Origin of the sequence: Micromonospora sp. NPDC049903, from assembly GCF_044460945.1 — a bacterium.
Taxonomy (GTDB): domain Bacteria; phylum Actinomycetota; class Actinomycetes; order Mycobacteriales; family Micromonosporaceae; genus Micromonospora.
Map to the genome: position 1 here is coordinate 177,900 of NZ_JBITKL010000006.1, position 24,200 is coordinate 202,099.

Here is a 24,200-nt window from a genome sequence, read left to right on the forward strand (position 1 = left end):
TAGCGATACATGCGAATTCGGTTCGGGTGAGGGAGGATGGTGGGGTGCCCGAAGGTGACACCGTCTGGAACACCGCCCGCGTCCTGGACCGCGCCCTGGCCGGCGCCCGGCTGACCGGCAGCGACTTCCGGGTGCCCCGACTGGCCACCACCGACCTGACCGACTGGGCGATACGCGAGTGCGCCAGCCGGGGCAAGCACCTGCTGCTCCGCCTGACCGCCCCCACCCAGGAACACTGGACGCTGCACTCGCACCTGCGGATGGACGGCACCTGGCGGACGTACGCCCCCGGGGAACGCTGGACCGCCCGGCCGGCGCACCTGATCCGGGTGGTGCTGCGGGCCGCCGCCGCGACGGCCGTCGGCTACCACCTGCACGACGTGACACTGGTGCCCACCGCCGACGAGGACCGACTGGTCGGGCACCTCGGCCCCGACCTGCTCGGCACCGACTGGGATCCGGCCGAGGCGGTACGCCGGATCGGCGCGCACCCGGACACCGCGATCGGTGTCGCGCTGCTCGACCAGCGCAACCTGGCCGGGATCGGCAACCTCTACAAGTGCGAGGTGCTGTTCCTGCGCGGCGTGCATCCGCGTACCCCGGTCCGCGAGGTGCCCGACCTCGACGGCCTGGTCCAGCTGGCGCAGGAGTTGCTGGCCGCGAACCGGGGGCGGTGGACGCAGAGCAGCACCGGCTCGCTGCGGCGGGGCCAGACCAGTTACGTGTACGGCCGCCGGGCGCAGCCGTGCCGCCGCTGCGGTACGGCGATCCGCAAGGAGGAGTTGGGCGAACGGGTCACCTACTGGTGCCCGGTCTGCCAGCCCACCGCCTGACTTCCGACGGCGTGGAAGTTCCGCCGCTCCGGACGCAAGTTCCACGTACGTCTGCGCAGGTGACGGGCCGGGTCGGAGTGGCGCAGCCGACACGCCGGGCGGTCGGCAGATAGGGACGATTGGGTACTTCCTAACCGACCCCCGGTCGTCGCATGCTGCGATTGAGCGCTCACGGATCGTCAAAGTCGCGCGCCGAGCCTGCCACATCGCGGTGGTGGCCGCCGCGCCCCGACCCCGGGGAGAGCCATGGCCGTGTTCCGCAGATTCCGGTCGACCTGGCGGGATCGCGCCACCCGCAACGGCGAGTCGAGCCCGGGGGCCGTCCCCGAAGCCCGGACCGACCCGGACCACGCGGACCCCGGCTCCGTCCCGGCACCGCAGGGCGCATCGGCTTCCCCGGCACCGCCCGCCCCGCCACGGAGTGCGCGATCCGCCACGGCGCGGAGCGCACCCCCGGCGGAGGCGTCACCGCCCGGCCGGACGGCACCGCACGCGCCGACCCGGAGCGCGCCGGGCGAGCGACCGTCGGCACCGGCCAGCCTGGACCCGGCGGCGGCGCCCCGGCTCTTCGGAGCGGTGCCGAACCACGCGTACAGTCCGCTGCCGGTGGTCGACTCCGACGGCGCGGTGGTGGGCGGCACCGGCATCCGCAAGTTCGTCGACCCGCTGCCCGGCCTCGGCCCGCTGGGGCGTACGCCGCTCGGCGCGCACCTGCCGGTCGCGGTGCCGGACACCATCAGCTACCCCGGCTGCGACTACTACGAGGTCGGTCTCGCCGAGTACACCCAACGCCTGCACAGCGACCTGCCGGCGACCCGGATGCGGGGCTACCGGCAACTGAACCTCGGCACCGACGTCGATGGGCACAACACGGTGGCCCCGCCCCGCCAGCCCTGGCACCTCGGGCCGGTGGTGCTGGCCCGACGCGGCCGACCCGTACGGATCAAGTTCATCAACCAGCTTCCCGCCGGGCCGGCCGGCGACCTCTTCCTGCCGGTCGACCCGACCGTGCCGGGGGCCGGGACCGGGCCGCTCGGCGGACCGGCACCGTACCCGCAGAACCGGGCGGTGCTGCACCTGAGCGGCGCGGCGACCGGTTGGGCCAGCGCCGGCAACCCGTGGCAGTGGATCACTCCGGCCGGGGAGATCACCCCGTACCCGACCGGGATCGGGCTGACGCACGTCCCCGACATGCCGCACCCGGGGCAGGGCGCCACCACGCTCTACATCCCGAACGAGCAGAGCGGGCGGCTGCTCTGGTTCCACGACAACACCGCCGGGCTGTCCCGACTGACCGTCTACTCCGGACAGGTAGCGCTCTATCTGCTCACCGACGAGACGCAGGAGCGGCTCGCCGACGACGGGGTGCTGCCCTGCGAACAACTCCCGCTGGTCTTCGAGGACAAGACCTTCGTGCCCGACGACGCGCAGCTCGCCACCCAGGACCCCACCTGGGACCGCAGCCGCTGGGGGACACGCGGCAGCCTCTGGCACCCGCACGTCTATCAGCCCCGGCAGGACCCGCACCGCCCCGAGGGCGTCAACCCGACCGGCCGCTGGGACTACGGCCCGTGGTCGCGTACCACCGTGTCGGCCGGACCGGAGGTCACCGCCGCCACCGTGGCCAACCCGCACCACGACCCGGTCACCGACCCGGACGAGCCGCCGGAGGCGCCGGGCGTGCCGCACCCGAGCGCGGTGCCCGCCGCGTACGGGGACACGGTGCTGGTCAACGGTGCCGCGTACCCGTACCTGGAGGTGGAGCCGAAGGTCTACCGGTGGCGGATCCTGAACGCCTGCACCGACCGGTGGCTGAACCTCCAGCTCTACCGGGCCGCCTCGGACGAGCCGATGTGGACACCGGAGGGCCGGCTGGCCGACGCCGACGCGGGCGAGGTGCCGATGGTCGACGCGGTCCGGGCATCCGGCCGGCCGACGGGCTGGCCGACGGACGGCCGCCCCGGTGGCGTACCGGACCCGTCCGCCGCCGGACCGGAACTGATCCGGATCGGCAACGAGTGCGGCCTGCTGCCCGAGCCGGTGGTGATCCCGAACCGCCCGATCGGATTCCGATACGACCGGCGCGAGGCGACCGTGCTCAACGTCGACGGGCACGCCCTGCTGCTGGCTCCCGGCGAACGCGCCGACGTGCTGGTGGACTTCGCCGCCGTCGCGCCGGGCAGCACGTTGATCCTCTACAACGACGCCCCGGCACCGCTGCCCGCGTTCGACCTCCGACACGACCACCACACCGGCGGCCCCGACCGCACCGCCGAGGGCGGCGCGCCACCGACCCGTCCCGGGTACGGCCCGAACACCCGCACCCTGGTGCAGTTCCGGGTGACCGGCTCCCCCGCGCCCCCGTACGACCTGGACCGGCTGCGCGAGCGGCTGCCCGGCGCGTACGCGGCCAGCCAACGTCCCCCGGTCGTGCCGCAACCCGCCTACGACGCCGGCTTCGGCACGGTCTCCGCGCCGACCCGGATCCCGGTGCACGCCGCCGCCGTCACGTTCACCCCGACCGGCGGCACCGGCCCGGTGACGCTGCCGCTGGCGGTCAAGGCCGTCCGGCAGGTCTTCGAACCCGAGCACGGGCGCGCCACCGGCCGCCTCGGCGTCGGCCACCCACACGCCGGCCCGCTCGACGAGCCCACCCTGCCGCTCGGCCCCGCCGACCCGGCCACCGAGACCCTGCACGTCAGCGACCCGGCCGTCCCGATCGGCGCACCCGGTGACGGCACGCAGCTCTGGCGGGTACGCGGCAGCGGCCGACACACCCACCCGGTCCGCTTCGACGGCCTCGACGTGCAGGTGGTCAGCCGGGTCGGCCGCGACGGTCGGATCCGGCCACCGCACCCCGGCGAACTCGGCTGGAAGCAGGTCGTCCGGGTCGACCCGGGCGAGGACGTGCTGGTCGCGCTCCGCCCCGAGGCCCCGCCGCTGCCGTTCAAGCTCGGCGACAGCATCCGGCTGCTCGACCCGACCCGGCCGGCCGGCGTACCCACCGGCTCCACCGAGATCAGCCCGCTCGACGGGCGTCCTGCCTCGGTGGTCAACCGCCTGGTCAACCTGGGTTGGGAGTACCGCTGGGGCAGTGCCGCGGCGGGCCTGCGCGACCAGGGCATGAGCCGTCCGCTGGTGGTCCGCGTCGCGCCCCGCTCCCCCACCGGCCTGAACGCCACCCCGGCCCCCGGCTCGGCCACCGCCCTGCCGGCGATCAACCTGACCTGGACCGGCAACGGCAGCCTGCCCGCCGCCACCAGCCACCTGCTGCACCGGGCCACCGACTCCACCTTCGCCGGCGGTCTCACCGAGATCACCGTGGCCGGCACCGCCACCCGCTACACCGACGCCACCATCACGCCCGGCGTGACATATCACTACCGCCTGCGCGCGGAGAACACCGTGAGCTGCTCCGCCTGGTCGAACAGCGTCCCGGCCGCGGTGCAGCTCACCGCCCCCACCGGCCTGACCGCCACCATCCCACCGGCCGCCCCGCTACGGGCCGCGCTGCGCTGGGCCAACCGCTCCTTCGCCACCGGCATCGACGTGCAGCGGGCCACCAACCCCACCTTCACCAGCGGCCCCGGCACCACCGCCATCGGCGTCGGCGACCACCACCTGGACACCGCGCTCGCCCCCGACACCACCTACTACTACCGGGTACGCACCACCTACCTGGGCGTCGCCTCGCCCTGGTCCACCGTGGCCACCGTGATCACCCCGCCGGTGCCCGGCGTACCCACCGCGGTCAGCGTCGCCACCAGCACCCCCGACCCGGACACCGCGACCGTCGTACTCGGTTGGGCGGCGAGCACCCCCACCGGCGCGGGAGCCGGCTTCACCGTGGAACGTGCCCTGGACGCCGCGTTCACCCGCGAACTGGCGACCTTCACCGTCACCGGACGCGGCTTCACCAACACCGGCCTGGCCCGAGGCGTCACCTACCACTACCGGATCCGCTCGTTCAACGTGGTGGCCGCGTCCGCGTACACCGGCACCATCCCGGTCACCACCCCCGTGTGACCACCCCGCCCCCGCCTGCCCCGCCGCCCCCGCCTCCCGCCCACGCCGCCGATCATGGAGTTGTGGCAGCGACAGAAGGTGCACTTCGCCACGTAATGACGACCTCAACTCCATGATCGACGGCGTCAGGGGACGTGGCGGCCAGGTGGGGAGGACGCGCTCGGCAGGCTTCGGGCGTGCAAGGGCGGTGGGTAGATCTGTTGTCGCTGTGGCGACAACAGATCTACCCACCCACGTCCTCAGGCGCGACGGCCTGGTGGCCGATCGCCCGATTTGCCGCACGCGACGAACCCCGACTTCATGATCGACAGGCCGACGTACCTGAGCGTGCACGGGCGCAGCGGCATCAGCGTGGCACCCGGGCGACGACGAGAGGTGTGACCAGCCCGGACAGACGGGTCCGACCGGCACGGGACCGCCGACGACGGGGGTCCAGCGGTCAGGAGGTGGTGGCGGGGCGGCCTACGGCCCGCAGTTCCGAGAGCGCCGACGCGAACCCGTGCAGCATGTCCGTGGCCTCGGTCAGCCGCGCCGCGGAAGGGTGCTCACTGGTCGGCCGGTACTCCTCGGCCAGGTAACCGGCCGCCGCCACGACCAGCCGCTCGTACGCCCCCACACCGGCGTCCAACTGCCCGGTCAGCGCCTCGTGCGCCTCGGTGAGCGCGGGACGCGCGTCCGAGGGCGCCAGGCGGACCGCGCGTTCCACGCTCGCCACCCGGTTCGCCAGTTCGCGCAGCGACTGCTCGGCCACGGCGGCCTCGGCGACGGCGGGTTCGGCGAAGCCGGTCAGCCGGCCGCCCATGGACGCCAGGGTCGAGGCCGCCCGGTCCAGCCGTTCCCACGGCTGGGCCGCGCTGGTGCCGCGCAGAGCGCCACGGGACCGTGCCCGGCGCACCTCGGCCACCACCCCGGCCCCGACCGGTAGCCGTTCCACGGCGGCGACCAGACGGGCGCGGCTGCGGGCGGCGGCCTGGGCGGGGTCGAGGGCGGGTGGGGCGGGCTGGGCGGACAGCGCCCGCAGGTCCACCCAGCGCCAGGCGGCCAGGGCGGTGGAGGCGCCTGCGGCGGCGGCCCAGAAGGCGTCGGCGAGGCCGATGCCGGCGTACGGGGTCAGGATGACGGTGGCGCCGCCGAGCCCGCCGGCCAGCACGCTCCACCGGCGGGCGGAGCGGCGGAGCTTGCCCAGCCGGCGGAAGTAGCGGGTGCGCTCGTCTGCTGCCACCGTCGCCTCCTTGACGCCTGGTTCAGCCGGCGGCGCTGGCGTCGCCGGTGTTGCGATCCCGGTTCATGCTGGCCCGCAGCTCGTCGAGGCGGGCCACGCCCGGGTCGTTGGTCTGTGCCGCCTGCTGCTGGCCACCACCGACGGCGTTCTGGTCGGCCGTGCCGCCGAGCTGCTCGCCGGCCATGCTGGCCCGGATCTGGTCGAGGCGGGACGCCCCGGCCACGTCCAGCGTAGCCTTCTGGATCTCCAGCATCCGGCCCTCGGCCGAGTTGCCGGCCAGCTCGGCGCGGCCCATGGCGGTGGAGTAGCGGCGTTCGATGCGGTCACGGACCTCGTCCAGGCTGGGCGTGCTGCCGGGGGCGGTGAGCGCCGACATGGACTCCAGCGAGGAGGCCACGGTCTCCTGCATCTTGGCCTGCTCGAGCTGGCTGAGCAGCTTGGCCCGCTCGGCGAGCTTCTGCTGGAGGATCATCGAGTTGTTCTCGACCGCCCGGCGGGCCTGACCGGCGGCGGCGAGCGCCTGGTCGTGCAGGGTCTTGAGGTCCTCGGCGGCCTGCTCGGAGGAGACGAGCTGGCTGGCGAGAGTCTGTGCGGACTGCTCGTAGCGACCGGCCTCGGTCTCGTCGCCCTTGGCGCGCGCCTGGTCGGCGAGGACCAACGCCTGCCGGGCGTTGCTCTGCAACCGCTCGACGTCGGACATCTGCCGGGAGAGCTTCATCTCCAGCTGCCGTTGGTTGCCGATCACCGCGGCCGCCTGCTGCACGAGCGCCTGGTGTTGCCGGTGCGCCTCGTCGATCGCCTGCTGGAGCTGCACCTTGGGATCGGCGTGCTCGTCGATTCGGGCGCCGAAGAGCGCCATCAGGTACTTCCAACCCTTGACGAACGGGTTCGCCATCTCCGCCGTATCCCCTCAGTCACGTCGCTGCGCCAACCGCCATGTCCGGCCGGCCCAGCTCGGCCACCGGCGATGGTGGGTCCATCGTCCCCGCCGAGCGCCAGCACGGCATCCGTACCGGCGCGAGGGGGACGCCGCGATCAACCCTACGCGGCGGTCGCCACCTCGACCATCGGCCGGCGGCTCACGCGGTGTGGACCACGCTCAGGCGGCGCAGACCACGTCCCGCTCGGTGCGCTCGGCGGAGCGGACCCGGGTGCTGCGCAGGGTCGCCTTGAGCGGGGACTCCTGGCGCACCGCGACCGCGACGGAGCCGTCCGAGCTGACCTGGCGTACGGGTCGACCGGTGGACTTGTGCACCGCCGTCGCGCCGACCGGAGTCGCCTCGGCCGGCTCGTCCTGCACCGGCACCAGCACACCCGGTAGCTGCTCGGCGAGGGCGACGGTGTCGCTGACCTCGCGCAACAGCTCGGACAGGCGAGCGCCGAGCGCGTCGCAGATCGCGGCGAGCAGTTCGCTGGAGGGTTCCTTCTGGCCGCGTTCGATCTCGGACAGGTAGCCCAGGCTGACGTTGGCGGCGGAAGAGACCTCGCGCAGCGTGCGGTGCTGCCCCTGCCGGCGCGCCCGTAGTGCGTCACCGATCACCCGGCGTAGCAGGACCATCGCACCTCCCCTGAGGGACACAGTTCGCCCGGCCGCCGGCCCGGTGGTGCGCACCGGCTCCGACTGTCGGAGCTTTCCCGCAACCGTACCCGTTGCGGGCCGCCGCGACATCCCGCCCCGCCCTCCTAGCTTGCGGCGGCGACGTCCTTCTGCACGTGGGCGGCGACCATCCGAAGCGCCTCGGTGACCGTTTCGCCCCGAATGTGGTCCCGACTGCCGTCCAGGTGGAGTTCGCGTACCTCGCTTCCGTAGGGCCCGGCGACCGCGACGTAGACCAACCCGACCGGCTTGCCGTCCTGCGGCTCCGGCCCGGCGACCCCGGTGGTGGCCAGGCCCCAGTCGGCACCGCAGCGCTTCCGCCCGCCCTCGGCCAGGGCGGCGGCGACGTCGCCGTCCACCGGACCGCGCGCCGCCAGCAGATCCGCCGGTACGTCGGCGAGCTGTTCCTTCAGCTCGGTCGCGTACACCACCAGCCCGCCCCGGTAGACCGCGCTCGCCCCGGCCACCTCCACGATCGTGGCTGCCAGCAGTCCACCGGTCAGCGACTCGACGGTAGCGAGGGTCTCCCGCCGCTCGGTGAGGCGGTGCACCACACCGGCCGCCGCGCTGCCCATCTGTCCTTCGCCTTCTCTGACACCCACGCCCTGCATCCTTCCCGACAAGCGAACGGTCTACTCGCCGCACCGCCGGGGCGAACGGTCAGCGGGTCCGCCGCAGCCGCAGGGCCTGTGCGATGTAGTCGAACCCGGTGACCACCGTCACCACGACCGCCGCCGCCATGATCCACGGACCGATGGCGGCCAGGCCGTCGGGCATCGGCCAGAGATACCAGGTGATGGCGAGGATCTGGAGCGCCGTCTTGACCTTGCCGCCCCGGCTCGCCGCGATCACCCCGCGCCGGATCACCCAGAAGCGCAGCGCGGTGATGCCCAGCTCGCGGGCGAGGATGACCACCGTCACCCACCAGGGCAGTTGGGCGTACCAGGAGAGCAGCAGCAGGGCGGCGCCGGTGAGCGCCTTGTCCGCGATCGGATCGGCCACCTTGCCGAACGCGGTGACCAACGAGAACCGGCGGGCGATCCAGCCGTCGACCAGGTCGGTCGCCGAGGCCACCACGAAGATCACGCAGGCGACGCTGCGCCACCCGGCGTGCGTCATGCCGGAGACCACCACGCAGGCGGCGAAGACCGGTACGAGCAGCAGCCGCAGCGCGGTCAGCGCGTTGGCGGCGTTGACCACCGGGACCACCCGGGCCACCACGGGCAGCGGGGTGGACTCCGTCGCCTCGGTCATCGGCGCGTTCTCCGGCAGCACACCTGGTCGGTCTCCCGCTTCGTCCTGGTCGGCGGTCACCGTGTCGCGCCGGGCGCCGCCGAGATCATCTCATCGGGTACGGCGACCAGGTCGACGCCCTCGGTGTCGGTGACGGTGGCCCGGACCAGGTCACCGGGGCGCAGCGCGGCCAGGTCGACCCCGCCGCCGTCCGGGGCGACAAGGGTGGTCGAGCCGTCCACCTCGGGAGCCTGGTGTGCGGCCCGCCCCTCGACCACGCCGCCGTCGACCGAGTCGACCAGCACCTCGACCGTGGCGCCGCGACGGTCCTCGGCCCGCTGCGAGCACAGCTCGTCGGCGAGGGCGCTGAGCTTGTCGTACCGCCGCTTGATGGTGGCGGCGGAGACCTTGCCGGGCAGTCCGGCGGCCTCGGTGCCGTCCTCGTCGCTGTAGTCGAACACCCCGATCGCGTCGAGCCGGGCCTCGGTGAGGAAGCGGACCAGCTCGTCGTAGTCGGCGCGGGTCTCACCGGGGAAGCCGACGATGAAGTTGCTCCGGGCTCCGGCCTCCGGGGCCAGGGCCCGTGCCGAGGCCAGCAGTTCCAGGAAGCGGTCGGTGGAGCCGAAACGCCGCATCCGGCGCAGCACCGGCTCGCTGGAGTGCTGGAACGACAGGTCGAAGTAGGGCGCCACGCCGGGCGTGGTGGCGATCGCCTCGACCAGACCGGGCCGGGTCTCGGCCGGCTGGAGATAGCTGACGCGGACCCGGACGATGCCGTCGATCACCGCGAGCTGCGGCAGCAGCTTCTCCAGCGCGCGGGGGTCGCCCAGGTCCTTGCCGTACGACGTGGAGTTCTCGCTGACCAGTACCAGCTCGCGGACACCGCTCTTGGCCAGCCACTCCGCCTCGGCGAGCAGCTCGTCCGGCGTACGCGAGACGAACGCGCCCCGGAACGCCGGGATCGCGCAGAACGTGCAGCGCCGGTCGCAGCCGCTGGCCAGCTTGAGCGAGGCCACCGGGCCGCTGTCCAGGCGGCGACGCAGCACCGGACGCAGGTGCGCGGGCGTGTGCTCGTCCACCTCGGCCACCGTGCCGTGGCCGGGCAGCGACACCGCGCTGTCCCGCCGGGCGACCGGGGTCAGCGGCAGCAGTTCCCGCCGGTCGCGGGGGGTGTGCGCGGCGAACTCCCGCCCGGCGACGACCGCGTCCAACCGGGCCGCGATGTCCGGGTAGTCGTCGAAGCTGAGCACCGCCTGCGCCTCGGGGAGGCTGTCGGCCAGCTCCCGGCCGTACCGCTCGGCCATGCAGCCGGCCGCGACCACCTTGGCCCCGGTGTCGGCGGCGGCCAGCAGCGTCTGGATCGAGTCCTGCTTGGCCTTCTCCACGAAGCCGCAGGTGTTGACCACCACCACGTCGGCGCCCTCGCCGTCGGTGGTCACCTGCCAGCCGTCGGCGTGCAGGCGGGCAGCCAACTCCTCCGAGTCGACCTCGTTACGGGCACAGCCCAGGGTCAGCAGGGCGACCCGGCGGCCGTCGGCGGGCTGCTCCGGGTCGCGGTGCGACGCCGGACGCACCGCCTGGGAGTCGTCGACAGGAGAGGTGGCAGACACCATCCGAGGGTACCGGGCCACCGGCCCCCGACCGACAGCCCGGCCGGCTCCCGCCCCACCGGACACGGACGGGCCGGGCGGGCTCGGGCCGACCGGGCAGGGTGCGCGCCGACCGACCGGGCATCGCAGGGCCGGATGTCAGGCAGCCGGGGCGAGCACCGAGACCAGGCGGTCGAGCAGGAACACCTCGGTGCCGGCCAGGCCGACCGAGCAGAAGACCGAGATCTGGTCCGCGTCGGTGCGGCCGGGTGCCGTGCCGGCCAGCACCGCGCCCAGGTCGCGCAGGCGGCCGGCGTACGGCGGCTGGGCGGCGAGCATCGGCGGGACGTACGCGCCGGCCTGCTCCGGGGAGTCGCTGGCCAGCACGGCGGCGGCGTCCAGCAGGTCGGTGCCGAACTCGGCCCGGTCGCACTGCTTGAAGCCGACCGCGTTGACGTGCGTACCCGGGGAGACGTCGGCGGCGGTCAGCACCGGCGTGGCGGACGTGGTGGCCAGCACCACCACGTCCCGGTCCCGGGTGGCCCCGCGCACGGTGTCCACCGCGCGGGCCGGAACGCCGAGTTCGGCGCGGACCCGGGCGGCGAACGCCTCCCGGCGGGCCGCCGAGCGGCTGTGCACGGTCACCTCGCGCAGCGGTCGTACCGCGGCGGCGGCCCACACCTGGGTCCAGGCCATCCGGCCGGCACCGATCACGCCCAGCGTGGCGGCGTCCGGGCGGGCCAGCGCGTCCACCGCGACCCCACCTATCGCACCGGTCCGCCGCGAGCCCAACTCCTCCCCCACCGCCACCGCCCGCACCACCCCGGTACGCCCGTCGTGCAGCACCACCACCTGCTCGGCGCCCGGGTGCCCGAAGGTGTCGTACGACCGGTAGCCGTACCACTCGTCGCGCAGGTGCCCGGCGGTCAGCACCATCCGGCCCCCGCCCAGCGGCGCGGCGGCCCGGGGCGGGGCCACCAGTCGTCCCTCGTACGCGGCGAGCAGGGCGTGGCGCATCGCGTCCACGGTGGTCGCGGCGTCCAGCGCGGCGGCGACCTCCGGGTCGCAGATGAGGACCGTCATGCCCGCCATCATGCAAGTTGAAGTCACCTTGAGGTCCACCCCCGGTGAGCGTTCTCACCCGCGCCGTCCACCGCGTCCGGTGCTACGGTCGGTCCCGACGGCCCGCGTGGCCGTCCCGGACGAGTCGTGGGCGTACCCGGTGAGCCAAGACGCCCCGCGTGATGGACCCGACTCGTCCCGGCGCCCCGGTGGCCCGGGCGGCCCTGAAGAGGTGACCCGATGGCCTGGATCGCACTGGTGATCTCCGGACTTCTCGAAACGGCGTGGGCGATCGCCCTGGACCGCAGCGCCGGTTTCACCCGCCCCGTCCCCTCCGCGATCTTCGCGGTCACGCTGGTGCTCAGCATGGCCGGACTGGCGTACGCGCTGCGCGAGATCCCGGTCGGCACCGGCTACGCGATCTGGGTCGGCATCGGCGCGACCGGTACCGCCCTGGTCGGCATGCTCGCGTTGGGCGAGTCGGCCAGCGTGCCCCGGCTGCTCTGCCTGCTGCTCGTCGTCGCCGGTGTGGTCGGGCTCAAGGTCTATCACTGATCCGTGGCCGGCGTGCTGTTTGGACGGCACCCCGGCATGGGTACTGGCCGATCAACGACGAGTTGACCACCGGAGGAGATCATGGCCAACATGCACGCCGGCACCCGCCCGCGCACCAACGCCGCCCGCATCTGCACGATCGCTGGCTTCGTCTTCGCCGGTCTCGCGCTGTTCCTGTTCCCGCTGCTGTTCGGCCTGGTCGCCGTCGGACTCGGGGTCGCCGGCGCGGTGCAGGGCGACAAGCCGCTCGGCTGGTACGCCGCCGGGGCGGGCGTGGCCGCGATCCTGCTCAACATGATCCTCGCGGCAGCCCTGATGTGACCAGCGCAACCGCGATCGAGGGCCCGCCGGACATCCGGCGGGCCCTCGATCTTCGTGCGTTCCGGCGGGCGGTCAGCCCTCGGCGCCCCGCAGTCCCTCCAGGACCTCTTCCAGCTCGTCCGGCTTGATCAGCACGTCGCGGGCCTTGGAACCCTCGGAGGGTCCGACCACACCCCGCGTCTCCATCAGGTCCATCAGGCGACCCGCCTTGGCGAACCCGACCCGCAGCTTGCGCTGGAGCATCGAGGTCGAGCCGAACTGCGAGGTGACCACCAGCTCGACCGCCTGCACCAGCAGGTCCAGGTCGTCGCCGATGTCCTCGTCGATCTTCTTCTTGCTCTCCTGGGCGGCGGTCAGCACGTCCGAGCGGAACTCCGGCTCACGCTGGTCCTTGCAGAACTTCACCACGTCGACGATCTCGCGCTCGGTGACCCAGGCGCCCTGGATCCGCACCGGCTTCGAGGCGCCCATCGGCAGGAAAAGGCCGTCGCCACGCCCGAGCAGCTTCTCCGCACCCGGCTGGTCCAGGATGACCCGGGAGTCGGCCAGCGACGAGGTGGCGAACGCCAGGCGGGACGGCACGTTGGCCTTGATCAGGCCGGTCACCACGTCGACCGAGGGGCGTTGGGTGGCGAGCACCAGGTGGATGCCGGCGGCCCGGGCGAGCTGCGTGATCCGGACGATCGAGTCCTCCACGTCGCGCGGCGCGACCATCATCAGGTCGGCCAGCTCGTCCACGATCACCAGCAGGTACGGGTACGGGCGCATCTCCCGCTCGCTGCCCGGCGGCGCCTTGATCTCGCCGCTGCGGACCTTGCGGTTGAAGTCGTCGATGTGCCGGACCCCGTTGGCCGCCAGGTCGTCGTAGCGCATGTCCATCTCGCGGACCACCCACTCCAGCGAGTCGGCGGCCTTCTTCGCGTTGGTCACGATCGGGGTGACCAGGTGCGGGATGCCCTCGTAGCCGGTCAGCTCGACCCGCTTCGGGTCGATCAGCAGCAGCCGCACCTCGTCCGGCGTGGCCCGGGTCAGGATGGACATGAGCAGGGTGTTGAGGCAGCTCGACTTGCCCGCGCCGGTGGCACCGGCGATCAGGATGTGCGGCATCTTGGCCAGGTTGGCCACCACGAATCCACCCTCGATGTCCTTGCCGAGGGCCACCACCATCGGGTGGTGGTCGCTGGTGGCCGCCCGCGACCGCAGCACGTCGCCGAGCGCCACGTTCTCCGGGTCGGTGTTCGGGATCTCCACGCCGACCGCGCTCTTGCCCGGGATCGGGCTGAGGATGCGGACGTCCGGCGACTTCACCGCGTACGCGATGTTGCGGGAGAGCTGGGTGATCCGCTCGACCTTGACGCCGTGGCCCAGCTCGACCTCGTACCGGGTCACCGTCGGGCCCCGGGTGAAGCCGGTCACCGCCGCGTCCACGTCGAACTGGTCGAAGACGCCGGTCAGCGCCGCGATCACCTCGTCGTTGGCCTTGCTACGGCTCTTCGGTGCGGCACCGTTGCTCAGCATGTTCGCCGGGGGCAGCGTGTAGTCCCCGGCCATCCCGGTCAACGCGAGCTGCTCGGCCCGGGTCGGCGCGGGCGAGTGCTCCGGCGGCTCGGCCGGCTTGCGGCTGGCCGGCACCCGGGACGGCGCCTTGCGTGGCAGCACCACGGTCTCCTGAAGGTCCACCCCGTCCAGGTCCTCGAAGTCGTCCGGGTCGATCGGCGGTGGCGTCCGCTTCGCCGGCCGTCGTTTCGGCGGCGTGGCGGGCGTCTCGGCCTCGGTCTCCTCGTCGGTGCGGCCGATCACGGTCCCAGCCAGCAGGCCGAGCCGTTCGGGCACCTTGTTGATCGGCGTCGCGGTCACCACCAGCAACCCGAACACCAGCAGCAGGAGCAGCAGCGGCACGGCCACCCAGGCGGTGACCGCGCGCTCCAGCAGACTGCCCACGCCCGCGCCGATCAGACCACCGGCGAAGTCCCGTTCGGTCGGATCGGCCGGCTGCTGACCGATGTGCAGCATCGCGGCGGTGGCGACCAGCATGGAGCCCCAGCCGATCAGGCCGCGTCCCCGGTGCTCGGGGTCGCCGGGTTGCCGCATCAGCCGCCACGCGCCGATGCCGAGCAGGACCGGCACCACGATGGAGATGGCGCCGAGGAACAGCCGGATCGTGTCGGCGAGCTGGGCGCCCAGCGGACCGGCCCCGGAGAACCACAGTGCACCGGCGGTGAGCAGGGCGAAACCGATCACCAGCAGCCCGGCGCCGTCGCGGCGGTGCTCCGGATCGATGTCGGCGGCGGAGGCGGCCTGCCGGCCGGTGGCGCGTACCGCCCATCCGACGCTGTGCGCCAGGCCCATCCACACCGCACGGACCGCCCGGCCGACGTACGCCGCCGGGCCCGGTCCCCGGGCCGTGGTGCGACGCCGGACCGGCGCCCGGGTCTTCTTCGCCGGTTGGCGGGCACGACTGTTGTTCGTGCCACCGCGCGGCGACGCGCCGCGTCGGCGGCTCGCCTGAGAGGTACGGCCCGCCATAGCATCACCGTAACGGCGGGCCCCGGGATACGCCGGTCTTACTGGTCGCGTCCGCGTGTCGCAGCGCGGCCACCGCCGCATGCCGTGATATTCGCCCCAGGGAAGGGTGCCCGATGGCGTCGCCGGAGTTCGAGGACGGGCCGTTGGCCGGCCATCCGTCGGCGCTGCGGCCGTTGACGCACGACCTCGTCTCGGCCGTGCTGGCGCGCCGAGGGCATCCCGTCACCGCCGACGGGGCCGCGCTGGTCGGCCGGTGGGCCGAGGGCCACATCTGGTTCCTGCGCGCCGGGGACGACGGCGAGATCCTCCAGGTACGTACCGTCGCCACGCCCGCGTTCGGCGTCGACCAGGTGCCCCGGCTGCACGAGTTCTGCAACACCTGGAACCACGACCTGTTCTGGCCCAAGGCGTTCGTGCACGTCGACGACGCTGGCCGGGCCCGGGTCTGCGGCGAGGTGATCACCGACCTGGAACGCGGCGTCACCCCGCACCAGCTCGACCGGCTGCTCGACCGGGGCATCTCCACCGGTCGCCGGCTGGCCGCCGAGGTCGGCCGACTCGTCGGGTCGGAGCGGTCGTGACCGGCTGGCCGACCGGTCCCGGGCGGGGCCGCCAGCGCAGCCGCACCACCACCGTGCCGATCCCCGGCGAACGGCCCGCCGACGCGCTGCACGACGCCAGGGACAGGCCGGACGGCGAGGCGCGGATCGCCGAACTGGAACGCGTCGCCGCCCTCGCCGAGGCCGCCGGTGACACCGCCACCGCCCGGGCCGCCTGGTCCGAACTGGTCGAGACGCACCTGCGCGGCGGCGAGCGGTGGCGGCTGTTCGAGCCCGTCCGACGCTGCCTCGACGCCGCCGCCCGCGCCCGGCCGCTCCCCGGCGGCCCCGACGACGAGACGCTGCGCCGCTACCGCCGGTACGCCGCCGAAGCCCTGCTCGGCACCCCCCGCATCGGCCTGGACCAGGCCGCCCACCTGCTCGACATCCGCACGGACCCCGGGGTGCTGGCGGCGGGCGGGGACGACGCGGACGCGGTGGTGGCGCAGGTGCGCTGCCGGATCGCCGACCACCTCGGTGACGAGCCCGCCGCCCGGCACTGGCTGCGCCGGTGGCAGGCCGCGTCCGCCGACCCGGCCGCCGGCTGCCCCGACTGCCTGCCGGTACGCCAGGCCGACCTGCTCGCCGGCTGGGGCGACTGGACCGAGGCGCTCGCCGCCGTCGCGTCCGTCCTGGACGGTCCGGGCGGCTGCACCGCCCAGCCGGAAGCGGCCCTGACCGGGGCACTGCTGCCCTGGTTGCGGGCCGGTGAGACGCACCGAGCCGCCCGCGCTCACGTGCGCGCGTACCGGCGGCACCGGGTCGAGCCCGACGGGTTCGGTCACCTCGCCACCCACCTGCGCTTCTGTGCCCTCGGCGGGCACCTCGGACGCGGGCTGGCGATCCTGGTCGAGCAGCTGCCCCGGCTGGACCAGCCGCACGACGACCGGTCGGTGATGGAGTTCACCGCCGCCGGTGCGCTGGTCTGCGTCCGCGCCGCCGCCGACGGCGACCACCCGGTACGCCGACCGGCCTACCGGGGACGGCCGGCGGCGCAGGTCACGGTGAGCGCGCTCGGCGCCGAGCTGCTCGCCGTCGCCACCGCCCTGGCCGGCAGCTTCGACGCCCGCAACGGCACCGGGCACCAGTCCGGCCGGATCGCCGCCTGGCTGTCCGAACGCCCACTGGCCGAGCCGGTGCCGCTGCCCGCCGAGGACGGGATCGAGCCGGACGACGAGCCGTGGCCCGGCGACGCCACGCCGGCCGGGTCCACCGACGACGGGACCGGGGCCGAGGCCGGAACGGTCCTGACGGGCGGCGGAGCCGGTCCGGCGGTGGACGAGATCGGCGCGCTGACCGTACGGATGATCACCGAGGCGCTGGACCGGAGGGGTGACGGGTACGCCCTGGACCCGACCGGCACCGTGCTCGGGCGCTGGGGCGACGCGGTGATCCAGTTCCGGCGGGCCGGGGAACGTGGGGAGATCCTGCACGCCCGGGTGGTCGCCGGTCGGCGGTTGCCGGCCGCCCGGCGCGCCGAGGCGTACGCGTTCTGCAACGGGTGGAACCGCGACCGGCTGCTGCCCAGCGCGTACGTGCACGATCCGGGCGAGGGTGAACTGGTGCTGGCCGGCGAGGTGACCACCGACCTGGCGTACGGGGTCGCCCCGGCACAGGTCACGGTGCTGGTCGACGCGGCGGTCCGCACCGGGGTCGCGTACGCGGAGGCGGTCGCCGCCCTGCCCTGAGCGGAGATGCGACGGCCCGGCCGGACGTGACGCGTCCGACCGGGCCGAAGGAGGAGATCAGCGTCGACTGCCCAACGTGGCGAAGTTCTGCGTGGTGAGCAGCGTCAGGTTGTTGCGTTGCAGGATCTCGTTGACCGGCTGGTAGAACGTCGTGCCACCGCGCACGCAGTCGCCCGAGCCGCCGGAGGTGACGCCCTGCGCCTGGTTGCCGGAGATCCACGAACCGCCCGAGTCACCGGGCTCGGCGCAGACGTTCGTCCGGACCAGTCCGCTGACCAGACCCTCCGGGTAGCGGACGGTGGCGTTGCGCGCCTGGACGGTGCCGCAGCGCACCCCGGTGGTGGAGCCGGACCGGCAGATCGACGATCCGGCCGGCACCTCCTGCGAACCGGCGACCCGGGCGATGCCGCCCCGGAAGTCGGTCACCTCGGGCAGCACCCGGGTGTTCTGGTTGACCTGCACGAAGGCCCAGTCGTCGCCGGGGAAGGACGAGGCCCGGAACACGCCCTGCAACTCGCCGTCCGCGCCGGAGGTCCGGGCACCGACCCGGCCGCAGTGTCCGGCGGTCACGTAGCCGCCGACCACCGCGAAACCGACCGAACAGCGGCCGGCGCCGACGAAGAAGGGCTCGCCGCCACGGACGTCGGCGAAGAGGCGCGGCTGCTCCTCGGTGGCCATCCGGACCGCCTGGCGGGGTACGCCGGCACGGGCCACGAACCGCCAGCCGGCCGCTTCGGCACCCGGAGCGGCGAGCACCACCACGCTGTTGGTGGCGACATCGACGTACCAGCCGGAGACGTTCTCGGCCCGCCCGGCGGTCCGGTCCATCCGGGTCTTGATCGCGTCGAGCTGCCCGACGCCGCGCTCCACGACCTTCGGCACCGCGCCGGTGGCGCGTACCCGCTGCGCCTGTGCCTCGTCGGCGACCGCGACGTTGAGCTGGCCGCCGTCGGCGCTCAGCCAGCTACCGGCGTAGTCCCCGCCGAGGTCCGACCGGAGCTGGTCGACGACCCCGCTCGCCCAGCGTTCGGTCTTCAGCCGCGCCGCGACCTGCGCCTGGTCCAGCCCCAGGTCGCGACGCATGGCCTCGACCACCTCCGCGTCGGCGCCCTCCACGGCCTGACCGGTCGGCGCGGCGCTCGGCGCGCTGCCGTCACCGGCGAAGGACGGCAGGGCCACCGCCGCCGCCGCGCCCAGCGCCGCCACCACGACACCGATGGCTGTCAATCGTCTGCGGTCCATCCGCCATGCTCCTCCCGGCCGGCGCGGGGCACGCCTGCCGGATCGGAGTACGGGCGGATGGACCGAACGGTTCAGACTTCGACGACAGTGGGCACGATCATCGGCCGACGACGGTAGGCGTCGTTGACCCACCGACCCACGGTGCGACGGACGATCTGCTGGAGCTGGTGCGGGTCGGTGATGCCGTCCGCGGCGGCCCTGTTCAGGGCCTCGGTCACCAACGGGATCACCGCGTTGAACGCCTGCTGGTCCTCGGAGAAACCCTTGGCGGACACGGTCGGCCCGGCGACCACCTTGCCGGTCACCGAGTCCACCACCACCGTCGCGGCGATGAACCCACCGTCACCTAGGATGCGACGCTCGGTGAGCAGCGACTCGCTGACGTCACCGACGGCCAGGCCGTCGACGTAGACGTACCGGCTCTTGACCCGACCGACCAGACTGGCCCGGCCCTCCACCAGGTCGACCACGTCGCCGTCCTCGCAGAGCACCACCCGGTCGGCCGCCACGCCGGACTCGATGCCGAGCCGGGCGTGCGCCCGCAGGTGCCGCCACTCCCCGTGCACCGGCATCAGGTTGCTGGGCCGCACCACGTTGAGCAGATAGAGCAGCTCACCGGCGGGCGCGTGGCCGGAGACGTGCACCTTGGCCACGTCCTTGTGCACCACCACGGCACCCGCCCGGGCCAGTCGGTTGATCACCCGGTAGACCGAGGTCTCGTTGCCCGGCACCAGCGACGAGGCCAGCACCACGGTGTCGCCCGGGGCGATGGTGATGTGCCGGTGGTCACCGCTGGCCATCCGGCCCAGGGCGCTCATCGGCTCGCCCTGCGACCCGGTGGACATCAGCACGATCTGCTCGGGCGGCATCGACGTGGCCTCGTCCAGACCGACCACCAGGCCGGCCGGGATGTTGAGCAGCCCCAGGTCGCGGGCGATGCCCATGTTGCGGACCATGGACCGGCCGATCAGCGCGACCTTGCGGCCGTGCTCCAGCGCCGAGTCGAAGACCTGCTGCACCCGGTGCACGTGCGAGGCGAACGAGGCGACGATGATCCGGCCGCGCGCCTTGGCGAAGATCGAGTCGAGAACCGGGCCGATCTCCCGCTCCGGGGTGACGAAGCCGGGGATCTCCGCGTTGGTGGAGTCCGACAGCAGCAGGTCCACGCCCTCGGCGCCGAGCCGGGCGAACCCGGCCAGGTCGGTGATCCGGCCGTCCAGCGGAAGCTGGTCCATCTTGAAGTCGCCGGTGTGCAGCACCAGGCCCGCGGGCGTACGGATGGCCACCGCCAGCGCGTCCGGGATCGAGTGGTTGACGGCGAAGAACTCGCACTCGAACGGACCGAGCCGCTCCCGGCCGCCCTCGCGCACCGTCAACGTGTACGGCTGGATCCGCCGCTCCGCCAGCTTCGCCTCGACCAGCGCGAGGGTGAACTGGGAACCCACCAGCGGGATGTCCGGCTTGTGGGCGAGCAGGTACGGCACCGCGCCGATGTGGTCCTCGTGCCCGTGGGTCAGCACGATCGCCTGGATGTCGTCGAGCCGGTCGAGGATGGGACCGAAGTCCGGCAGGATCAGGTCGACACCGGGCTGCTCCACGTCGGGGAAGAGCACGCCGCAGTCGACGACCAGCAGCTTGCCGTCGTACTCGAAGACGGTCATGTTCCGGCCGATGGCGCCGAGCCCGCCGAGCGGGGTTATCCGCAGTCCGCCCTCCGGCAGCGGCGGGGGAAGTTGGGCCTCCTCGTTGTGCGCCTCGGTCACGCGTTCACCTCATTCTGCGACGCCGTCACCCGGCGTCCGTCGTGTCGTTTGATCATTCGGGCAGCGGTAGCCCGGCCGCCGCGCAGTCGGCGCGGAGCTGGGCGAACTCGTCTTCGGTGGCTTCCACGAGCGGCGACCGGACCGGCCCCGCGGGCAGCTTCGACGCGTTCAGACCCGCCTTGACCAGGATCGTGCCCTGGGTGCGGAAGATCCCGGTGAACAGCGGCAGCAGCCGACGGTGCAGGGCGAGCGCGGTCGCGGTGTCCCCCGCGTCGTACGCCTCGATCATGCGCTTGGTGTCGGCCCCGGTGAAGTGCGTCGAGGTGCCGACCACGCCGACGCAGCCGACCGCGAGCGCGGGCAGCGTGCTGGCGTCGTCGCCGCTGTAGAACGCCAGGTCCGTACGGCTGGTCACCCAGCTCGTCGCGGTGATGTCGTTCTTGGCGTCCTTGACCGCGACGATGCGGCCGTGCTCGGCGAGCCGGACCAACGTCTCGGTCTCGATCGGCACCCCGGCGCGGTGCGGGATGTCGTAGACCATCACCGGCAGGCCACTGGAGTCGGCCACCTCGGTGAAGTGACGCAGCAACCCGGCCTGCGGCGGCTTGTTGTAGTACGGGGTCACCACCAGCAGCCCGTGCGCACCGGCCTTCTCCGCGGCGGCGGCCAGCTCGACGGTGTGCCGGGTGTCGTTGGTGCCGACCCCCGCCACCACCCGGGCCCGCTCACCGACGGTCTCCACCACGGTCCGGATCAGGCGTTCCTTCTCCGCGTCCGTGGTGGTCGGCGACTCGCCGGTGGTGCCGTTGACCACCAGCGCGTCGTTGCCCTGCTCCGTGACGAGGTGCTCCGCGAGCCGCGCGGCGCCGTCGAGGTCGAGCGCACCGTCGGCGGTGAACGGGGTCACCATCGCGGTGAGCACTCGTCCGAAGGGGCGGGAGGCCGCCCGGACCGGTGTGTCAAGGTGGTCGTGCGTCATGGTGACAACCTAGCGGACGGCCGGCGGTCGGCCGCCGGGGAAGGCCTCAGGACCCCTCGGTGAGCGGAAGGGCTCTCCCGCTCAGGATGCCGCGATGTGCGGGCTCGCCGCCACCTCGGTGCCATCGGCGAGAGTCGAGACGACGAAATCAGCGAAGACGTTCGGCGCCACCCGCTGCAACTGCCGCAGGCACTCCACCGCCAGCTCACGGATCTCCACGTCGGCGTGCTCGGTGGCCCGCATGCCGATGAAGTGCCGCCAGGCGCGGTAGTTGCCGGTCACCACGATCCGCGTCTCGGTGGCGTTCGGCAGCACCGCCCGCGCCGCCTGCCGGGCCTGCTTGCGCCGCAACGTCGGGTTGGGCTCGTCGGCGAAGTGCTGCTCCAGCCCTGCCAACAACTCGTTGTACGCCCGCACACTCGCCTCGGCCGCCTCGACGAACCGCTTGTGCAGCTCCGGGTCCTCGGCGATCACCCTCGGCTCCACCATCGCCGCGTCCCGCTCCGGCACGTACCGCTGGGACAACTGCGAGTACGAGAAGTGCCGGTGCCGGATCAGCTCGTGCGTGAACGACCGGGAGACCCCGCTGAAGTAGAAGCTGACCGACCCGTGCTCCAGCACCGAGAGGTGCCCGACCTCCAGGATGTGCGCGAGGTAGCCGGCGTTGGTGGCGGTCGCCGGATTCGGCTTCTTCCAGCTCTGGTAGCAGGCCCGTCCGGCGAACTCCGCGAGCGCCTGTCCCCCGTCCGCGTCAGTCGACCACGGCACGTCCTCCGGCGGGTCGAAGTGGGTCCACGCGATCAGCTTGACCTGGGGCTGCACCATCTCCGGCATTCCTGCGACTGTAGTTGGCCCCACCCAACCACCCCCAACCACCCCCACCGCGCCAAACCCACCCCCACCGCCCTCCCCACACCCCCGCCGCCGCGTTGATCAAGAGGTTTTGGTCACGAACGAGGTGGCCGGAGGGCGCAAAGCTCTTGATCAACTACTTCAGAGGGGTGGGGTTAGACGTAGAGGGCGGTGAAGGGGGCCCAGGGGAGGTTTCGGATCACTGTGAAGGCCAGCCAGGCGGCGAGGAAGCCGCCGACCAGCTTCGGGCCGACGCGCAACTCGGGCAGTCGCCAGCCGAACGCCTGCTTGCCGGCCCAGGCGACGAAGAAGTACGCCAGGAAGGGCAGCGCGAAGACGAAGAGGAAGTGGTGCCGCGCGGCGGCCGGCAGGTCGGCGTGCAGGACGTACCAGAGTGCGCGGGTACCGCCGCAGCCGGGACAGTCCAGCCCGGTGGTGAGTTTGAGCAGGCAACTGGGGATCGCGTCCGGCGCGGAGCGGGTGGGATCGCTGAGCAACGCGTAGCCCATGCCGGCGGCGACACACCCGACGGCGGCCAGCGGCACCACCCAGCGTGGGGTGCGCGCGTGCAGGCGCGTCACGAAGCGGGTGAGGCGGTCGGGCTCGGCGATCGGCGGGTAGTAGCCCGCCGGATAGCCGCCGGGATAGCCCTCCGGGTAACCGGCCGCCGGATAACCAGCCGGGTGTGCGCCGGGGTGGCCGGCGGGCCCGGGCGAGGTGGCGACCGATCCCGGTTCGCCCGCGACGGTGGCCGGATCGGGGTGGGCCGGGGTGGCGGGCGCGTGGGGATCGGGGGCGGGCAGAGGTGGCTGGGCGCCCGGTCGGTCAACGCTCGTCACGTTGCTCACCGTACACCCGCCACGCTCCGCAACGCGGCGGCCAGCGGTGCGGCCAGGTCACCGGCGGACGGCGGGGCGACCGCGTCCAGGCCGAGCCAGCCGGCGAGCCGGTACAGCTCGGCGGCGAGGGCGACGGCGGTCTCCCCCGGGTCGACGCCCGGCTCGACCCAGGCCGCCGGCACCAGCAGCACCCCGGCCTTACGGTCGGCCTTGAGGTCGACGCGGGCGGTGAACCGCTCCCCCTGGCGGAACGGCAGCACGTAGTAGCCGTACACCCGCTGGGGTGCCGGCACATAGATCTCGATGCGGTAGGTGAAGCCGAACAGCCGCTCGGTGCGGGCGCGTTCCCAGATCAGCGGGTCGAAGGGGCTGACCAGGGTGTTGCCGCGCACCCAGCGGGGCAGCCGGGCCTGCGCGTGCAGCCAGGCCGGCTGCCGCCAGCCCGGCACCGTCACCGGACGCAGCTCCCCGGCCTCGACCAGCTCGGCGACGGCCTGCCGGGCGCCGGCCACCGGCAGCCGGAAATAGTCGCGCAGCTCGACCTCCGCGGCCACGCCGAGCGCGCGGGCGGCGATGCCGACGAGCGTGCGGTACGCCTCGGCGTCGGTCGGCGTGGGCGCGTTGAGCACCTCGGCGGGGAGCACCCGTTCGGGCAGGTCGTAGCGGCGGGCGAAGGAGGTGGTGCGGTCCGCCGCGCACACCTCACCGGCCCAGAAGAGGTATTCCAACGCCTGCTTGACCGCCGACCAGTTCCACCCCCAGTTGCCGGTCTCCCGGGGCGCGTCGTGCTCGATCTCGGCCACGGTCAGCGGGCCGCGTGCGGCCACCTCGTCGCGTACCCAGGCCACCAGGGCGGGCTGCTCCTGGGCGATACGGCGCATCCCGCCCCAGGCGTCGGTGTGTGCCCGTGCCATCCGCCAGCGCAGCGCCGGGTGCAGGCCGACCGGCACCAGGGACGCCTCGTGTCCCCAGTACTCGAAGAGGTCACGTGGGCGGCGGTAGGCGGCGGTGTCCAGCAACGTGGTCGGGTACGGCCCGAGCCGGCTGTAGAGCGGCAGGTAGTGCGCGCGTTGCAGCACGTTGACCGAGTCCATCTGGATCAGCCCGACCCGGTCGAGCACCCGACGCAGGTGGCGGCGGGTGGGCGCCCCGGTGGGCGACGGGTCGGCGAAGCCCTGTGCGGCCAGCGCCACGCGGCGGGCCTGGGCGAGCGAGAGCGATTCCGGTGCGACCATCGCAGCGCAGGCTACGTCACCCGTACGACACCGGTGCGG

At 73.5% G+C, this 24,200-nt stretch carries 20 protein-coding genes and 1 riboswitch; of the genes, 6 read left to right on the top strand and 14 right to left on the bottom strand.

Annotated features, from left to right (window positions below):
• Positions 1–44 precede the first annotated feature (44 nt).
• Together ACIBO1_RS13435 and ACIBO1_RS13440 are read left to right on the top strand one after the other, a co-directional pair.
• A complete protein-coding gene (locus tag ACIBO1_RS13435) occupies positions 45–833 on the top strand; it encodes a DNA-formamidopyrimidine glycosylase family protein (protein WP_396745212.1) in 789 nt (262 codons plus the stop codon).
• Between the two features lie 246 nt (positions 834–1,079).
• The gene (locus ACIBO1_RS13440) at positions 1,080–4,859 is read left to right on the top strand and encodes a hypothetical protein (protein ID WP_396745215.1); all 3,780 of its coding nucleotides are present in this window, start codon (positions 1,080–1,082) and stop codon (positions 4,857–4,859) included.
• Between the two features lie 439 nt (positions 4,860–5,298).
• On the opposite strand, the gene ACIBO1_RS13445 is transcribed toward ACIBO1_RS13440, so the two are convergent.
• The 7 genes from ACIBO1_RS13445 to ACIBO1_RS13475 all read right to left on the bottom strand — a co-directional run bounded on the left by ACIBO1_RS13445 (position 5,299) and on the right by ACIBO1_RS13475 (position 11,583).
• Positions 5,299–6,081 (bottom strand): hypothetical protein, encoded by a 783-nt coding sequence (locus tag ACIBO1_RS13445; protein WP_396745218.1) that lies wholly within the window; start codon positions 6,079–6,081, stop codon positions 5,299–5,301.
• A gap of 22 nt (positions 6,082–6,103) precedes the next feature.
• Positions 6,104–6,976 (bottom strand): PspA/IM30 family protein, encoded by an 873-nt coding sequence (locus ACIBO1_RS13450; RefSeq protein ID WP_396745221.1) that lies wholly within the window; start codon positions 6,974–6,976, stop codon positions 6,104–6,106.
• 204 nt (positions 6,977–7,180) lie between these two features.
• Positions 7,181–7,639, bottom strand: a complete 459-nt coding sequence (locus tag ACIBO1_RS13455) for a helix-turn-helix domain-containing protein (RefSeq protein WP_131057730.1) — start codon at positions 7,637–7,639, stop codon at positions 7,181–7,183.
• A 125-nt stretch (positions 7,640–7,764) separates the two neighbouring features.
• Entirely contained in the window at positions 7,765–8,289 is a 525-nt protein-coding gene (locus tag ACIBO1_RS13460; RefSeq protein WP_396745449.1) for a CinA family protein, read from the bottom strand.
• A gap of 49 nt (positions 8,290–8,338) precedes the next feature.
• Positions 8,339–8,932 (bottom strand): CDP-diacylglycerol--glycerol-3-phosphate 3-phosphatidyltransferase, encoded by a 594-nt coding sequence (gene pgsA, locus ACIBO1_RS13465; RefSeq protein WP_396745224.1) that lies wholly within the window; start codon positions 8,930–8,932, stop codon positions 8,339–8,341.
• 56 nt (positions 8,933–8,988) lie between these two features.
• A complete protein-coding gene (rimO, locus tag ACIBO1_RS13470) occupies positions 8,989–10,524 on the bottom strand; it encodes a 30S ribosomal protein S12 methylthiotransferase RimO (protein WP_396745227.1) in 1,536 nt (511 codons plus the stop codon).
• 135 nt (positions 10,525–10,659) lie between these two features.
• Positions 10,660–11,583, bottom strand: coding sequence for an ornithine cyclodeaminase family protein (locus tag ACIBO1_RS13475; RefSeq protein ID WP_396745230.1), 924 nt, complete (start codon positions 11,581–11,583; stop codon positions 10,660–10,662).
• A gap of 93 nt (positions 11,584–11,676) precedes the next feature.
• Positions 11,677–11,742: riboswitch (guanidine-III (ykkC-III) riboswitch) on the top strand.
• Positions 11,743–11,802: 60 nt separating this feature from the next.
• On the opposite strand from ACIBO1_RS13475, the gene ACIBO1_RS13480 reads away from it, so the two are divergent.
• Together ACIBO1_RS13480 and ACIBO1_RS13485 are read left to right on the top strand one after the other, a co-directional pair.
• Positions 11,803–12,117 carry an SMR family transporter gene (locus ACIBO1_RS13480; protein WP_350693802.1) on the top strand — a complete coding sequence of 105 codons (315 nt, stop codon included), beginning with the start codon at positions 11,803–11,805 and terminating at the stop codon, positions 12,115–12,117.
• A gap of 81 nt (positions 12,118–12,198) precedes the next feature.
• On the top strand, positions 12,199–12,438 hold the full coding sequence (locus ACIBO1_RS13485) for a hypothetical protein (protein WP_396745233.1): 240 nt from the start codon (positions 12,199–12,201) through the stop codon (positions 12,436–12,438).
• A 72-nt stretch (positions 12,439–12,510) separates the two neighbouring features.
• Here ACIBO1_RS13485 and ACIBO1_RS13490 read toward each other — a convergent pair whose 3' ends face one another.
• Positions 12,511–14,964, bottom strand: coding sequence for a DNA translocase FtsK 4TM domain-containing protein (locus ACIBO1_RS13490; RefSeq protein WP_396745236.1), 2,454 nt, complete (start codon positions 14,962–14,964; stop codon positions 12,511–12,513).
• A gap of 113 nt (positions 14,965–15,077) precedes the next feature.
• Here ACIBO1_RS13490 and ACIBO1_RS13495 point away from each other — a divergent pair, with 113 nt between their 5' ends.
• Positions 15,078–15,545: a YbjN domain-containing protein gene (locus tag ACIBO1_RS13495; RefSeq protein WP_396745239.1), complete on the top strand. Its 468-nt coding sequence runs from the start codon at positions 15,078–15,080 to the stop codon at positions 15,543–15,545.
• Positions 15,542–17,251, top strand: coding sequence for a YbjN domain-containing protein (locus ACIBO1_RS13500; RefSeq protein ID WP_396745242.1), 1,710 nt, complete (start codon positions 15,542–15,544; stop codon positions 17,249–17,251). The genes ACIBO1_RS13495 and ACIBO1_RS13500 overlap by 4 nt, the downstream gene beginning before the upstream one ends.
• 57 nt (positions 17,252–17,308) lie before the next feature.
• Here ACIBO1_RS13500 and ACIBO1_RS13505 read toward each other — a convergent pair whose 3' ends face one another.
• The 6 genes from ACIBO1_RS13505 to ACIBO1_RS13530 form a co-directional block, all read right to left on the bottom strand.
• Positions 17,309–18,493, bottom strand: a complete 1,185-nt coding sequence (locus tag ACIBO1_RS13505; RefSeq protein ID WP_396745245.1) for a S1 family peptidase — start codon at positions 18,491–18,493, stop codon at positions 17,309–17,311.
• A gap of 71 nt (positions 18,494–18,564) precedes the next feature.
• Entirely contained in the window at positions 18,565–20,256 is a 1,692-nt protein-coding gene (locus tag ACIBO1_RS13510; protein WP_350693796.1) for a ribonuclease J, read from the bottom strand.
• 52 nt (positions 20,257–20,308) lie between these two features.
• Positions 20,309–21,235 carry a 4-hydroxy-tetrahydrodipicolinate synthase gene (gene dapA / locus ACIBO1_RS13515; protein WP_396745249.1) on the bottom strand — a complete coding sequence of 309 codons (927 nt, stop codon included), beginning with the start codon at positions 21,233–21,235 and terminating at the stop codon, positions 20,309–20,311.
• 81 nt (positions 21,236–21,316) lie between these two features.
• Positions 21,317–22,060, bottom strand: a complete 744-nt coding sequence (thyX, locus tag ACIBO1_RS13520; RefSeq protein ID WP_396691897.1) for an FAD-dependent thymidylate synthase — start codon at positions 22,058–22,060, stop codon at positions 21,317–21,319.
• 182 nt (positions 22,061–22,242) lie between these two features.
• The gene (locus tag ACIBO1_RS13525; RefSeq protein WP_396745252.1) at positions 22,243–22,935 is read right to left on the bottom strand and encodes a DUF2752 domain-containing protein; all 693 of its coding nucleotides are present in this window, start codon (positions 22,933–22,935) and stop codon (positions 22,243–22,245) included.
• On the bottom strand, positions 22,932–24,161 hold the full coding sequence (locus ACIBO1_RS13530; protein WP_396745255.1) for a winged helix-turn-helix domain-containing protein: 1,230 nt from the start codon (positions 24,159–24,161) through the stop codon (positions 22,932–22,934). Before ACIBO1_RS13530 ends, ACIBO1_RS13525 begins: the two co-directional genes overlap by 4 nt.
• Positions 24,162–24,200 lie beyond the last annotated feature (39 nt).

What these genes read in the sequence shown, in the direction of transcription:
- ACIBO1_RS13440 (WP_396745215.1), top strand. Translation starts at nt 1,080, where the DNA reads ATGGCCGTGTTCCGCAGATTCCGGTCGACCTGGCGGGATCGCGCCACC.
- ACIBO1_RS13490 (WP_396745236.1), bottom strand. Translation starts at nt 14,964, where the DNA reads ATGGCGGGCCGTACCTCTCAGGCGAGCCGCCGACGCGGCGCGTCGCCG.
- ACIBO1_RS13460 (WP_396745449.1), bottom strand. Translation starts at nt 8,289, where the DNA reads ATGCAGGGCGTGGGTGTCAGAGAAGGCGAAGGACAGATGGGCAGCGCG.
- thyX (WP_396691897.1), bottom strand. Translation starts at nt 22,060, where the DNA reads ATGGTGCAGCCCCAGGTCAAGCTGATCGCGTGGACCCACTTCGACCCG.
- ACIBO1_RS13530 (WP_396745255.1), bottom strand. Translation starts at nt 24,161, where the DNA reads ATGGTCGCACCGGAATCGCTCTCGCTCGCCCAGGCCCGCCGCGTGGCG.
- ACIBO1_RS13505 (WP_396745245.1), bottom strand. Translation starts at nt 18,493, where the DNA reads ATGGACCGCAGACGATTGACAGCCATCGGTGTCGTGGTGGCGGCGCTG.
- ACIBO1_RS13455 (WP_131057730.1), bottom strand. Translation starts at nt 7,639, where the DNA reads ATGGTCCTGCTACGCCGGGTGATCGGTGACGCACTACGGGCGCGCCGG.
- ACIBO1_RS13475 (WP_396745230.1), bottom strand. Translation starts at nt 11,583, where the DNA reads ATGACGGTCCTCATCTGCGACCCGGAGGTCGCCGCCGCGCTGGACGCC.
- ACIBO1_RS13480 (WP_350693802.1), top strand. Translation starts at nt 11,803, where the DNA reads ATGGCCTGGATCGCACTGGTGATCTCCGGACTTCTCGAAACGGCGTGG.
- rimO (WP_396745227.1), bottom strand. Translation starts at nt 10,524, where the DNA reads ATGGTGTCTGCCACCTCTCCTGTCGACGACTCCCAGGCGGTGCGTCCG.
- ACIBO1_RS13450 (WP_396745221.1), bottom strand. Translation starts at nt 6,976, where the DNA reads ATGGCGAACCCGTTCGTCAAGGGTTGGAAGTACCTGATGGCGCTCTTC.
- pgsA (WP_396745224.1), bottom strand. Translation starts at nt 8,932, where the DNA reads ATGACCGAGGCGACGGAGTCCACCCCGCTGCCCGTGGTGGCCCGGGTG.
- ACIBO1_RS13485 (WP_396745233.1), top strand. Translation starts at nt 12,199, where the DNA reads ATGGCCAACATGCACGCCGGCACCCGCCCGCGCACCAACGCCGCCCGC.
- dapA (WP_396745249.1), bottom strand. Translation starts at nt 21,235, where the DNA reads ATGACGCACGACCACCTTGACACACCGGTCCGGGCGGCCTCCCGCCCC.
- ACIBO1_RS13495 (WP_396745239.1), top strand. Translation starts at nt 15,078, where the DNA reads ATGGCGTCGCCGGAGTTCGAGGACGGGCCGTTGGCCGGCCATCCGTCG.